Origin of the sequence: Paenibacillus xylanexedens (assembly GCF_007676705.1) — a bacterium.
Lineage (GTDB): Bacteria > Bacillota > Bacilli > Paenibacillales > Paenibacillaceae > Paenibacillus > Paenibacillus xylanexedens_C.
In genome coordinates this window covers 149,469-163,047 of record NZ_VEBF01000009.1, presented here as the reverse complement: position 1 = coordinate 163,047, position 13,579 = coordinate 149,469, and the positions used below count along the sequence as shown (strand labels likewise).

Here is a 13,579-nt window from a genome sequence, read left to right as displayed (position 1 = left end):
AAAGAGCGATAAGCTCATTTTGAATCTGACGAGATTAAAAATCTCATTTGTGCTCCAGTCGATTCAAGCCAAGGCTTGTTTCCAACTTTCGCGTTTCATTCTGCAAGCAGAATGTTCACTCACTCGTTGTTCAGTTTTCAAAGATCAAACTTGTTTTGTTACCGAACGCCGTTCTCTTCAGCAACTCTTATATAATATCATGTCCGAACCAACTTTGCAAGCTCTTTTTTTAAGTTTCTTTCGAAGCTTATCTGTTTCGCTTGCCGCACCGTGTAAACCGTGTTTTCTTGGCCGGATTAATAATATATCACGTATAGATATTAATTACAACATTTAATTTAATAATTTTTTTTGAAAATTGACTACCTTTTTACTATGATGCTCTCCTCTATCTTCGTTGTAAAATTTATTATTGCCTAAATGACATTCTTTCCATTCATACAACGCAATACAGTTCTAATTGTTTCTAGAATTATCAGGACTAAATCTCTCTGATATATTTTAGCTTCATTAATATGCTCAAATATGCTTGTCCTTTTATCGACGTCAAGTGAGATTTACGGGGTGCTTTGATAGTTACCACGTGTATAAGTAGCAACATTATATAGAAGATAAACACAAAAAAGTGATGCACGTATATAACTATACGCGAACCACTTTTTTTGTGTTTATCACATTATATATAGGAAGCGCCCTTTAATGCTGTGCCTGTGCAGTTGCTGGAGGCGTCATTGTCATTTGTCCATTACCTGCTTTTTGCATGCCAACTCTCAGCAACGTAATTCCCCACGTTATAACCGAGATCAACAGAAGATGAACCATGTATCCACCCACTGCTTCTCCACTATAGATCAAACGCATAAATCCCTGTACCCCATTGGAAGCAGGCAGAAAGTTTCCAATATAACGATAGAATGGCGCCAGCATCTCGGCTGGAATGATATTTCCTGCTGTCATCAACTGGAGCGGAACCATCGCTACATTAAATAGAGGGCCTGCATTGCCAAACAGGGCAAAACTCATTTGTGTAAAACAGATACAAGCCAGACTTACAAGCACATGATACAGATACAACGCGCCGAAGGAGCTCGCAACATCCGTGAACTGAAGAGCTACTGTATCCACAATTAGGGGAACAATCACAGCTATACATAATAACAGCATTTGCCGTCCCCAGAAGATTTCCCATTTGGAATGGTTACGCTTCATGATATTCGATGTAATATTGAACTGAATATTCATGGTCATTGAAGCAATGTAGGTGATAAAACCCAGAATCATGGGCAGCATCGATGTTGCAAAATCACTCACACTATTCGTTTTATTAATTTCAGCCTTTACAGGCCCTTCATTCATCTTCGCCATCGCTTGTCCAATGGCTGCACTTAAGTCTTCGCTGTTTATACTATCGTTATTGAGTGTCAATTCTACCTTGGATTCCAGAATCCCTTGACCCATTTGTGCGGTCATCCCGGTCGCAGCATGTTCCACAATGGATTTGGCTACATCCGCATTTCCCTGATTGATATAAAAGGACAAGCTCGCCTCTGTACCGCTACCAATCTGGTCAGCAAACCCTTCCGGAATCACAATAACCATCGCATAGTTACCTGCATTCATCTGTTGCTCGGCTTCCTTCGCAGAATCCAGCACATTAACCTGGAACGGCGCGAGCGTCTCAATCTGCTTTTGCACTTCTTTTCCCTGTGTCCCATCTTCGTTCACCAGCGCTACTTGAAGCTGATCTACTCTCTCCGTAGCTTGATGATAACCCGTCATCCAGATCACAACAAATAACAACGGAACAATTAGTGCAAAAACCAATCCTATTTTCGTCTGTGGTACTTTCAAAAATTCTTTGAAGCTTTTCATTCTTCACGACTCCCAATGGTTAAAATTAAAATAATTGCACTACATATATATGCACATGCACATATTTGTCCAAAAAAAATTTATTTCATCTTCTCATAGATACGATTCATCACATTCATGAATGCTTCAAGCTCTTCAGGGGAACATTCGGCGAGTGCCTCTTGCTCTTGCTGTTTTGCCTTGGGTGTCAGAACGTTATTCATTTCCAGTCCTTCCGCCGTCAAACAAAGCAAAACTGCTCTGCGATCCTGCGGATCTTCTTCTCGGGTCACCAGACCTTTGCGAATCAACTTGTCTATAATTTTCCCCACAGTTGTCTGGTCCCGAACGGTTAATTCAGCCAGTTTCTTCTGTGATATATGACTTCCCGCCTTGCTCAATTCATTCAAAACTGCAAATTGTTCCGGCGTAATATCCTGTTCACTCAGATTTCTGGTTGTTGTTTTTTTGTATGCCAGATACGTACGTGACAAAATCAGCCCAAGTGGATTTTCATCCATATTTACAGGCATGTTGATGCTCCTTTCTCTATATAGTAGCACTACCATCTAATTTGCGTAAGCTCTATATTATTACCATATTTACACTACTGTCAATTTAATTTTTATTTTTCCAAACAAAAAGAGACCCACCCGATAGTCAGGCAGCTCTCTCCTCTGGCATCGTCAAGCCACACTTACTCGGGCTTGCCACTTGAAGTTTCGGTATCATCCTTCTTCTTCGTGCCTTTACTTTTATAAGGCTTCGGGGCACTTTTCGCCCGGTTTGCAGCTGCTTGCCAACGGTTCCAGCCTTTTTTGCCCGTACCGCGGCCGGTGCCGCCTTTTCCTTTTGCATTGCTCATGTTATCACTCCAATAATCCTGTATATGCTTAAAAATGACCGTCCTCGGTAACTTATTATGCAACCCAGCCCATCTAATTCACTTCCAGCATTTCTTATTATACCAAAAATCCACGTCTTTACGTCCATTTCCAGAAATCATTGTATTGTTATTCTGCTATGAAAGCGGTATAGTGGACATAATTGAAAGAGGAAGCTGCGTCTTCTTCGGGATTGTTACTGGTAAGCAGGCGATACCCAAACCAAGGCTGTCTATTAAGCCTTAGTTTGGGTTTTTTGTTATTATTACGACCAATTGAGGTGAAACACATATATGATCATCCGTCAGATTTTTAACAACAATGTCATCCGGGCTGAGAACCAGGTTGGTCACGAATTTGTTGTCATTGGCAACGGTCTTGGCTTCAAAAAGAAAAATGGACAGCCTGTGGATGAGGATAAAATTGAAAAAACCTTTGTGCTGAAATCGGATAAAATACCACAAAAACTAATCGATCTGATCGGGGAAACATCGGTTGAATATTTGAAGTTGGCAGACGAAATTGTGGGCCATGCCAAACAGGAAATGGGCGATATTTTTAGTGATAATATCTATATATCCTTGATCGATCATATTCAGTTTGCCATTACCCGGTACCGTAAATCCGTCGGGCTGAAAAATTCCCTTTTGTGGCAGATCAAAAAGTTCTACAAGAAGGAATTTGGGATTGGCATGAACGCGGTGGAGCTGATCCAGGAACAATTCGGCATCCAAATGGAAGAGCATGAGGCCAGCTTTATTGCGATGCATTTTGTAAACGCTCGTCAAGATGTTCAGGGTATGAAACAAACCGTTGAAATTACGGAAGTTATTGATGATATCTTCAACATTGTGACCAACCATTATCACATCGCTCTGGATGAAAATTCATTTAATTATTCCCGGTTTATAACCCATCTACAATACTTTGTGCAGCGAATGTTGAGTAATGAACAGGAGCAATTTGCTTCAGGAGATAACTTTCTGTATGAGCAAGTGAAGGACAAATATAGCACTGCTTTTGAGTGCACACAACGGATCAATCAGTACCTTGAAGGCAAATTTGAAAGTGCGATGTCCATTGATGAGAAGGTGTATTTGACGATCCACATTCAACGGGTCACTTCCCGTAACGAGTTAGTGGACACAGAATAAAAAAAACTTGCAAACGATTTCGGCGTCATATATAGTAGGTCTCACAACTTAACGACAAGGATTGTTACTGCTCAAGCAGGCGATACCTAAATGATTGGCAACAGGTCATCTTTCCGATGATTATAGCCATTCGTTTAGGTATTTTTTTGTTTTCAGGCAATCTTAACAACAAAGGAGAATGAACATGGATCATAAAAAAATGGGGGATGACATCGTTCGTCTCGTCGGCGGAGAAGCCAATATCAACGGTCTTGTCCACTGTGCGACCCGGCTGAGATTTGACCTGAAAGATTCAAAAAAAGCCGAACGTGAAACGTTGGAGAAGCATGAGGGCATTATTACCGTTGTGGAAAGCGGCGGCCAGTTCCAGGTTGTCATCGGTAGCAACGTAGCTCATGTATATGCAGAGATCATGAAAAACCGGGATTTCGGAGGAGATTCCTCCTCATCGACTGAGTCCACAGGGGAAAAAACCTCGCTATTATCCAAAGTTTTTGAAATTATATCCGGAAGTTTCTCGCCGTTAATCCCGGCCATGGCAGGATCAGGTATGTTAAAAGCTTTGCTGACTGTCCTGACCATGCTTGGATGGATGTCTGATACAAGTGACACATACCTGATTCTATCTGCTGCCGGCAACGCTGTATTTTATTTCTTGCCCATTTTCCTCGGCATCACACTGGGTATGAAGCTGAAAGCCAATCCTTATGTAGCTGGCGTAATTGGTGCCGCTCTGATGGAACCGAGTTTCACTGGGCTCATGGATAAAGGCTCAGATGTGTCGTTCCTTGGTATACCGGTTGTCATGATGAATTATTCAGCCAGCGTATTCCCAATCTTCATATCGATCAGCATCTACGCCGTTCTCGATAAGTTACTCAAGAAAATCATTTTGAAAGACCTGCAATTGTTCCTTGTACCGATGATTGCTTTGATGATTATGGTTCCTCTGTCCGCAATGGCCTTCGGACCGTTCGGTACCACGGTAGGTGACTGGATCTCTTCCGGCGTAACTTGGCTCATTGGTGTCAGCGGTATATTATCAGGGGTTGTACTGGGTGGATTCATGACCTTCATGGTTGTCTTCGGACTCCACTGGGGCTTTACTCCAATCACGATACAGAATATCGGAGTTGGCGGCGATCCGATTGAAGCCATGGCTGCTGCTGCCGTGTTTGCACAAATCGGTGTAGCCTTCGGTATTTTCCTAAAAGCCAAAAAGAATAAAACCCTGCGGACTCTTGCTGGTTCGACCAGCCTTACCGGTTTACTTGCAGGTGTAACTGAACCCATCGTATACGGTATAATCCTGCGTTATAAACGTGTAATTCCTATCGTGGTCATCGCAGGTGCGATCGGCGGTGCCATTAATGGTCACTTTGGTGTTAAAATGACTGCTTATGTGTTCCACAATATATTTGCCATTCCTGTCTATAGACCAACGGTTGTCTACGTGATTGCGATTGCCTGCTCCTTTGCGGTAGCTGCGGTATTAACCGTGATGTTCGGTTATGAGAGCAAAACCAAAGACACAGCGCCCGTGAAAGATGGATCTGTCTCCAACACATCGGTTGAAAGTACGCCGGCAGAACTTCCTGTCATACCTGAGACCAAAACAACGGAGATCAAGAAAGAACAAATATATAGCCCACTCACAGGTACGGCCGTAGCACTGAGCACCATTAACGACCCAGCCTTCTCAACAGGTGCTATGGGCAAAGGTGTGGCGATTGTTCCTGAGATTGGCGAAGTTGTCGCTCCTGTGGATGGTGTTGTCACCTCCCTCTTCCCGACTGGACATGCCATTGGATTAACAACCAACGCAGGAACAGAAATCCTGATTCACATTGGCATCAACACAGTAGCGCTGAAAGGAAAACATTTCAATCCTGTCGTTCAGGAAGGCGATATCGTCAGACAGGGCGATCTGTTGATCCAGTTTGAACTCGATAAGATCAAGGAAGCCGGATACGAGACCGTAACACCTGTCATTGTTACTCTTACGCAGCACGAAGTGGATGTGTTCGAAACAACTGAAGAGCATGTACAGAAAAACGATGTCCTTTTGACTTTGGTCGTCTGACCCAACCTATAACATATGAATTCAACTTAGGAGGAACTAACCATGAAACATACTCAACTTAAACCATTTCCTAAAGATTTCTTCTGGGGAGGTTCAACCTCCGCCTATCAGATTGAGGGAGCCTGGAATGAAGATGGTAAAGGCCCTTCAGTCATTGACATGGGAAATCATGTGGAAGGCGTAACTGACTTCAAGGTAACAAGTAATCACTATCATATGTACAAAGAAGATGTGGCATTGCTCGCTGAAATGGGCTTTAAAGCCTACCGTTTCTCCATCGCATGGACACGCATCTATCCTCAAGGAGCAGGTGAAGTAAATCCGAAGGGACTCGCCTTTTACGATTCCTTAATTGACGAGTTAATTAAATACGGTATTGAACCCATTGTGACCATGTATCACTTCGATCTTCCTTATGCACTTGAAGAAAAAGGTGGCTGGTCCAACCGTGCTACGATTGAGGCTTTTGAACAATATGCCAAGACCCTTTATGAGAACTACGGTGACCGGGTTAAATATTGGCTGACCATCAACGAACAAAATATGCTGATCCTGCATCCCGGCTCTCTGGGTACACTGGATACAACGCTTGTTGATCCGCAAAAAACACTATATCAGCAAAATCACCACATGCTGGTTGCTCAAGCTAAAGCCATGGTACTATGTCATCAAATGCTGCCTGAAGCCAAAATTGGCCCAGCGCCCAACATCGGTGTAATTTACCCGGCGAGTTCCAAACCGGAAGACACACTTGCTGCGGATAACTATGCTGCCATTCGCAACTGGCTCTATCTCGATATGGCGGTATACGGACGATATAATCATATAGCCTGGAGCTATCTCGAAGAGAAAGGATATACGCCTGTCATTGAGGACGGGGATATGGACATCCTTGCTCAAGGAAATCCTGACTTTATTGCGTTCAACTACTATACTTCCCAAACCGTTGGTGAAAGTCTGAACGATGGTAATGACTTCTCCCATACAGGAGATCAGCACGAAATCGTAGGTGAACCGGGCGCATATAGAGGATCTGTGAATCCGAATCTGCAAAAAACGGAGTTTGGTTGGGAAATTGATCCGGTCGGCTTCCGCTCTACCCTTCGTCAGATTTACTCCCGTTATCATCTGCCATTGATTGTTACGGAAAACGGTCTGGGTGCCTTCGATAAACTGGAGGAAGGTGACGTCGTCAACGATCCTTACCGTATTGAATTCTTCAATAAACATATCGAACAGATTCAACTGGCGATTACGGACGGCGTGGATGTATTTGGCTTCTGCCCTTGGTCTGCGATCGACCTGGTCAGCACACATCAGGGATCAAGCAAACGTTATGGATTCATCTATGTGGATCGTGAGGAATTCGATATCAAGGAATTGAGACGTATCCGCAAACAGAGTTTCCACTGGTATCAAAAACTGATTGAAACGAATGGAGAAATCCGTTAATACCGTAATATCAAAAAAAGTCGACTGCACAGTTTTCCATGTGTAGTCGACTTTTTTGTTAATGCTTTCTTTTCCCAAATGAAATTACATTTCAGCCTTCGGTTGTTTTACCGTTTTGACCCCTCTGAGTACCCGCAGGGATAACAGGAAACAGATTGCCAGAACGGCAGCTGCCGAAACGTAAGGATAATTAATATTCACATCAAATAGTGCTCCAGCTACGATTGGACCTGCGATATTCCCCAAACTTGTGTAAGCCGAGTTCAGTCCGGCCACAAAGCCCTGTTGTTCTTGTGCCAATTTGGACATCTGTGTACTGATCGCCGGACGTAAGATATCCATTCCCAAGAAAACGATAAAAGTTACAACAAGAATGAGCCAGTACGTATGCACGAACAAGGTCAACAGTACAAATACCGCTACGAATAACAGACAGACCGAAATGACCATCTTTTCACCAAACCGGTTGAGCAACCAACCGATCAATGATACTTGAACAACCGCACCCGCGATGGAACCAAATGTAATAATAAATGCAATGTCTTTCGTCGTGAAACCAAACTTGTGATCCACAAACAGTGAAAATACTGTCTCATAGTTCGCCAGACCAAATGCCATAACAAACACGATAATCAAGCTGAAAAAGTACGGTTCACGGTACGAATTCAGCAATTGGGTTACCATACCCGGAGCTTTAACCTTCGCTGCGCCAGCGACAGGTTTACTTTGCTCTCCTGTGCTTCTTGCCGATTCAGGCAAAATAATCATTGTAATGATCGCTGCCAATAAACCGGCAACCCCTGCTGCATAGAATGGAATTCGAATGCCAAAGTCTGCAATGTATCCACCAATTCCGGGACCAATGATAAATCCGGTTGTTATGGCTGCATTAATCAATCCCATACCTTTGCCGCGTTCTTCCTCTGTCGTAATATCCGCGGTGTATGCCATAACTGCCGGGAAGATCATCGCGGCTCCAATACCACCCAGCATCCGGGCTGCGAAGAGCAACACCGGTGCATTAACTGCACCAAACATGAACTCCGATACGGCAAAGATCAACATGCCGCCGACTATAATTTTCTTACGTCCCCACGTATCCGACCAACGTCCTGCAAGAGGCGAGAACAGAAACTGGGTGAAGGAGAACGCCGCTACTAGCAAACCAACCGTGAACCCCGTGATATGCAGTAGATCCATATACGCAGGCATGATCGGCACAACCAGACCAATACCCGTAAAAACGAGAAAAATATTAAACATCAACAGCAGCAATGCGCCCCTGTTCCGTGTTAGTAATGCCATGATTCCATCCTCCATAGTTGTCAAAATGTTGCTTAATCTTTATCTTTTGCAATCCCGTGTAAGAATACACTGGCAGCTTGACGGTACAAAGCGAGAGCCTGATCAGACTCCATCCCGCGTGACATCTGACTAAGACCAATAATGGTACTTTCTAAAATCAGTGCGAGATGATCTACATTGTCTGCTTTGAACTCACCGCTCTCAATCCCTTGTTCTATCATTTGTTTGTTAAATTGAAGATGCCGCTTGAACATCAAGGCGATTCGTTCCTCGATATCATTTTCTTTCTTCTCCCCAGTGAAGAACTCATCGGCTGCTTTGGTCAAAGGATGATTCATGTCATCCAATATCAGTTGTTCCGCCAAGCCGTAAATCTTCTCCGTGGAGGTGCGGTAAAGATGTTCTTTAGCGGCCCAACTCTCTTCCCACTCCCGATCCCACTCATCGATTAGATAGAGGAACAGGCCTTCTTTGCTTTTGAAATGGTAATATATATTGCCCTTGCTGCTGCCCGTCGCAGCTACAATATCCTCAATAGACGTTGCTTTATAGCCTTTTTGTACAAAAAGGGCTTTGGAAGCATCCGCAAGTTTTTTCTTGGTCTGCTCAGTCTGAAGTTGTTTTTTATTCATATTCATTCGTTTCACTCCGTTCCATCCATACTGAACATTCGTTCTGTATTTTAACAGATGCACTCAATATATGCAATCAAATAAAGGAGAATTAGCCATAAGCCAACTCTCCTTACCTAATTCATTTCATCTTTTTACCCTGACCATGTAATATTTTCAGTTGACCATTCTCGTAACCAATCTGATACGTAACCTTGTACTTTGCCGTTACATATTCACCATCCCTACGTTCATCCGCTGTAATTACAGCGGTGACTTCTATCTCATCATTACCCTTGTCAGAAGACGTAATCTCCCCGATCGTCACATAACCGGTGTCGAGATACCCCTCACGGAACTTGGCATAAGTTGTGCCGCCTTGCCAGTCACTTCCGAGTAATGCATAGGATTCGACGTAGTCACTCAGGTTCAGATAACTATAGAAGTCAGTAACCAATGCCTCAGCTTCCAGGGAAGAAGCAGATATCCTCGAAGTACCTTCACCAACCATTTGGACAGCTTTTGTGTTGGACGAATGGTTGGACCATGCCTGCACCTGCTTCAGCACACTGGTAATCGGGATACTGAATCCGAGTCCGGCTTCCTGTTTCACCCCTGTTGAATTAATGCCAAGCACTTCACCCGTCTCTGCATTGATCAATGGGCCACCGCTATTACCGTTGGTGATCGGCGCGGAGATTTGGTACATATTCGTATAGATGTACGGCGAAATCTCAAAACTGCGTTCGACACCGCTTATGATTCCCGTTGTTACCGTGTTTTCGAAGCCTAACGGGCTACCCAGTGCCAGGATCTCATCTCCAACCTCCGCTTTAGACTTCGCAATGGGCAACGGCTTCAATTCTTTCAAATCAGGTACCCTTATGACAGCAACGTCTGTTTCTTCCCCAATCCCGATAACGGTACCTTTATATTCCTCATGATTCAACGTACGGATGATCACTTCCTTTGATCCTTCCACCACATGCGCGTTAGTCACAACATCTCCCTGATCATTGTAAAGAAAACCGGAGCCCAATCCACTGCTACTCTCAATTGTAACCACTTTTTTCTGACTCTCTTCAATAATCTGTTTACGCGTTTTCTTCAAGGTTGTCTTGGAGGCAGACTTCGCCTTCGGGGTTTCAATCTCCTTTGCAGTAACAACAGCCAGTCTGGGACCAACCTCCAGCTCATCAGCCGAGTGCTGATGTATCCATAACACGCCTCCTGCCCCAGCCCCGATAATGATTGCACTGGATATGATTGTACTCCATGTTCTTTTGGACATTTTAACTCCCCCTACTCCAGATACCATGTTGCATTCGTAACAGATACGTCTGCGGCTTCGTACACTCCATAATAATAGGTTTCAAAATAACCCTGTTCTCCGGTATCCAATGTGACCGGATAGACATATGCATCTGTCTCACCGATATAATCACCATCAGTGCTATTAATATTGATTATCAGTGCAATCGACCAAATCGGACGTGTACCCTTGTTAGCTACCATCCCACTAATATGTAGATCACCATAAATGTCCAGTTCTGCTGTCAGCTCCACTACACTTACTGCTCCTGTCCGATTTCTCAATTCTTCCTCAGCTGCTTGCTGTTCTGCTAACAAAATACGTTCTTCTTCCGCTTTCTCAAATGCCTTCTTCTCACGTAGTATCTCTTCTCGATACGTTGTCAGTTTCACTTCCTCAGGTGCATAAGACAACCCTTGATCAACGGTTTGCAGTGCCGCTGTAAAATTTTTTTTCTTCACTTGCTGCTCAGCCTGCTTATAACTAATCCCGGTCAACTTATCTACAATTTGCTTCTCTACTGCTTCGGCTTCCTTGCCATTCAAGTTGGATACCGTTTTGAGTTTATCTGCCAGACCTTCAACCGTTGTTAAACTATCAATCTCTTTTTTTACCTTCAGTACAGCCAGCGTGACCTTTCTGTTACTTAATGCGGCACGGACTTTGGCAAAAATCGGTTCCTCTCGCTCCTTCAACGCTTTGGATACAGCCTGAATAGTCTTGTCCCCTGCGGACAATTTTCCTGTTTTCAGACTTGTGGCAGCATCGTTCAACTGATTCATCAAATTGAACGCTTTCGCCGTGATTTGGCGATCCTGTATAAGTGCATCCACATCCGGGCGTAACGCGAGAGCTGCATCCAGGAGTTGCAATGCTTCTTTATATTTCCCGTCCAGCGCAGCTTGTTCTGCTTGCAGATGCAGTGCTTTTACCTCTGCGTTTATACCGCTCTCCTGATTATAATAGTACGTCAACAGAGCCCCCATTACCGCTGCCAACAGTAGGGGAATGATCCAGCTAAATGTACGACCTTGATTGGCACTTTCTTGTCTTGGTGCAGGCTGTTGTTGCCGGGATAGTGATTCGGCTGGTACTGCTTCTTTCAATTTGGTGCTACACTTTCTGCATGTTTTATCCCCCGGGCCGTTTTTAGTCCCACATACGTGACAATACACCCTGATCCCTCCATCTAAAAAACATATGTATACTTCGCTCTCTGATACTTCAGCATGTTGCATGCTTCGATTCAAATCGCCAACGTGAATCGACATTTATCATATAGCAAAAAGGTAAAATACACCATATGTTCTATAGATATCACGTTTGAACGAGTCATACTGGATGCAAAAGAACCTTCCTATTACTGTAGGAAGGCTCTACTTAATTTCATTTGGTCACTCTGAAGGAAAAGCACTTAGATCCATATAGGAGACTTCCCACAGGTGATCATCCAGATCCTGAAAACTCCATCCATACATGAACCCGTGATCCTGTGGTTCGTTGTATGGCTTCGCTCCTGCATCGAGGGCAGCTTGTACAATCACATCCACCTGCTCACGGCTATCCACAGACAGGGCCACGATGACTTCGGTTGTATCGGCAGCATTAGAGATTTTTTTCGAGATGAAGGATTGGAACCGTTCCTCCACCAGAAGCATGGCGTAAATGTTATCTCCGATGATCATACAGGTAGCGGACTCATCCGTAAAATTGGCGTCAAACTCAAAACCCACCTTAGTAAAAAAATCAACGGATTTCTTCAAATCTTGGACAGGTAAATTGACAAAAATCTGCTTAGCACGAATAGCCACCATCGATCACCTCGAACTTATAGAATAGATTCCACCTCAAAATAACACCTCGCGTATACGCTGTCAATTGAATATAATTAGTGATATTCCAACCTGTGAGGTGACACGGATGTTGTTCCGAATTGTTCGAAGTAAGTAGTCGTCGGGCTGGGTCAAAACGCGTACCAGCTATCAAGGGATACGTCTGTCCTTTTGATCCTATTCGGCCCTCTACACTCGAATGGTATCGCACAACTCTCCTGTCCTGTTCAAAAAACTCTCATTGGAGGAATACTAAAAATGAAGAACAAAATAAACTATGCTGATTTTTATGAACGAGTAGGCCGCAAGAATGGCTGGAACTTCAGCTCCATGAACGTGGTTTCGGAAAAAGTCGGATGGAACTTCTATGAGGAAGTTGTTCGCCATACTCGTTCGTCCGATCTGTTGTTGGATATTGGGACGGGTGGTGGAGAAGCTATTCTCTCCATTGCCAAAGAAGCCTTGTTATTAGTGGGAATCGATCTCTCTCAGGGAATGATTGAAACGGCACAGCATAATCTTCAGGCTGCGGGTCCTCATCCCAATGTACGCTTTGTGCATATGGATGCAGAGAAACTGGCATTTCCCCAAAACTTCTTTAATGTGGTATCCTCCAGACACGCCGGATTCTCTGCTTCAGAAGTCTTCAGAGTTCTTGCTGAAGGCGGGATATTTCTAACCCAACAGGTTAGTGAACACGATAAATCCAACATAGCAGAAGCTTTTGGCCGTGGACAAAGCCTTGGCATTCGATCCGGCACATTGATGGAACGATACAAGCATGAACTTCAAAAAGCAGGTTTCCATGACATACAAGCCCGTGAATATAATGTAGTGGAGCATTACGCTACACCCGAAGACTTGATGTTTCTCCTGACCCATGCACCCATTATTCCTGATTTCGGGGAAATAGAAGCTGACTTTGAGCGATTCCAGCAGTTTGTGAAAGAACATCACGACGAGAAAGGCATTCGTACCAACTCGGCACGCTTTATGATTACTGCAAGGAAATAAATGATTTCATATCTTTAAAATAATACAAAAAAGCCCGGTCACATGTAAGAACCATAACATGATGGTGACCGGGCTGTTTAT

Annotated in this window: 13 protein-coding genes; 5 read left to right on the top strand and 8 right to left on the bottom strand. The window is 43.9% G+C overall.

Features of this window, described 5'->3' with window-relative positions; translation table 11 throughout:
- The coding region (locus FS628_RS32105) for a hypothetical protein (RefSeq protein WP_222125298.1) at window positions 1-337 on the top strand (337 nt) is incomplete at its 5' end.
- A 359-nt stretch (window positions 338-696) separates the two neighbouring features.
- Here FS628_RS32105 and FS628_RS27790 read toward each other — a convergent pair.
- The 3 genes from FS628_RS27790 to FS628_RS27780 all read right to left on the bottom strand — a co-directional run bounded on the left by FS628_RS27790 (window position 697) and on the right by FS628_RS27780 (window position 2,716).
- Window positions 697-1,872 carry a YhgE/Pip domain-containing protein gene (locus FS628_RS27790; protein WP_145326311.1) on the bottom strand — a complete coding sequence of 392 codons (1,176 nt, stop codon included), beginning with the start codon at window positions 1,870-1,872 and terminating at the stop codon, window positions 697-699.
- Between the two features lie 80 nt (window positions 1,873-1,952).
- Window positions 1,953-2,384, bottom strand: coding sequence for a MarR family winged helix-turn-helix transcriptional regulator (locus tag FS628_RS27785; RefSeq protein ID WP_036605963.1), 432 nt, complete (start codon window positions 2,382-2,384; stop codon window positions 1,953-1,955).
- 164 nt (window positions 2,385-2,548) lie between these two features.
- A complete protein-coding gene (locus tag FS628_RS27780; protein WP_074093608.1) occupies window positions 2,549-2,716 on the bottom strand; it encodes a DUF3934 family protein in 168 nt (55 codons plus the stop codon).
- 312 nt (window positions 2,717-3,028) lie between these two features.
- On the opposite strand from FS628_RS27780, the gene licT reads away from it, so the two are divergent.
- The 3 genes from licT (at window position 3,029) to FS628_RS27765 (ending at window position 7,424) form a co-directional block, all read left to right on the top strand.
- A complete protein-coding gene (licT, locus tag FS628_RS27775) occupies window positions 3,029-3,889 on the top strand; it encodes a BglG family transcription antiterminator LicT (RefSeq protein ID WP_145326309.1) in 861 nt (286 codons plus the stop codon).
- A 184-nt stretch (window positions 3,890-4,073) separates the two neighbouring features.
- Entirely contained in the window at window positions 4,074-5,972 is a 1,899-nt protein-coding gene (locus FS628_RS27770; RefSeq protein WP_145326308.1) for a beta-glucoside-specific PTS transporter subunit IIABC, read from the top strand.
- Window positions 5,973-6,014: 42 nt separating this feature from the next.
- Complete coding sequence (locus FS628_RS27765; RefSeq protein ID WP_145326307.1) at window positions 6,015-7,424, top strand: glycoside hydrolase family 1 protein; 1,410 nt, start codon at window positions 6,015-6,017, stop codon at window positions 7,422-7,424.
- 84 nt (window positions 7,425-7,508) lie between these two features.
- Here the strand turns inward: FS628_RS27765 and FS628_RS27760 are convergent, their stop codons facing one another.
- The 5 genes from FS628_RS27760 to FS628_RS27740 all read right to left on the bottom strand — a co-directional run bounded on the left by FS628_RS27760 (window position 7,509) and on the right by FS628_RS27740 (window position 12,463).
- Window positions 7,509-8,729 (bottom strand): MFS transporter, encoded by a 1,221-nt coding sequence (locus tag FS628_RS27760; protein ID WP_145326306.1) that lies wholly within the window; start codon window positions 8,727-8,729, stop codon window positions 7,509-7,511.
- Window positions 8,730-8,761: 32 nt separating this feature from the next.
- Window positions 8,762-9,361, bottom strand: coding sequence for a TetR/AcrR family transcriptional regulator (locus tag FS628_RS27755; protein ID WP_145326317.1), 600 nt, complete (start codon window positions 9,359-9,361; stop codon window positions 8,762-8,764).
- 121 nt (window positions 9,362-9,482) lie between these two features.
- Window positions 9,483-10,631, bottom strand: coding sequence for a S1C family serine protease (locus tag FS628_RS27750; RefSeq protein ID WP_145326305.1), 1,149 nt, complete (start codon window positions 10,629-10,631; stop codon window positions 9,483-9,485).
- Window positions 10,632-10,642: 11 nt separating this feature from the next.
- Window positions 10,643-11,758: a hypothetical protein gene (locus tag FS628_RS27745; protein WP_145326304.1), complete on the bottom strand. Its 1,116-nt coding sequence runs from the start codon at window positions 11,756-11,758 to the stop codon at window positions 10,643-10,645.
- Between the two features lie 288 nt (window positions 11,759-12,046).
- The gene (locus FS628_RS27740) at window positions 12,047-12,463 is read right to left on the bottom strand and encodes a VOC family protein (RefSeq protein ID WP_145326303.1); all 417 of its coding nucleotides are present in this window, start codon (window positions 12,461-12,463) and stop codon (window positions 12,047-12,049) included.
- 279 nt (window positions 12,464-12,742) lie between these two features.
- Here FS628_RS27740 and FS628_RS27735 point away from each other — a divergent pair, with 279 nt between their 5' ends.
- The gene (locus tag FS628_RS27735) at window positions 12,743-13,498 is read left to right on the top strand and encodes a class I SAM-dependent methyltransferase (protein ID WP_145326302.1); all 756 of its coding nucleotides are present in this window, start codon (window positions 12,743-12,745) and stop codon (window positions 13,496-13,498) included.
- The last annotated feature ends 81 nt before the right edge of the window (window positions 13,499-13,579 follow it).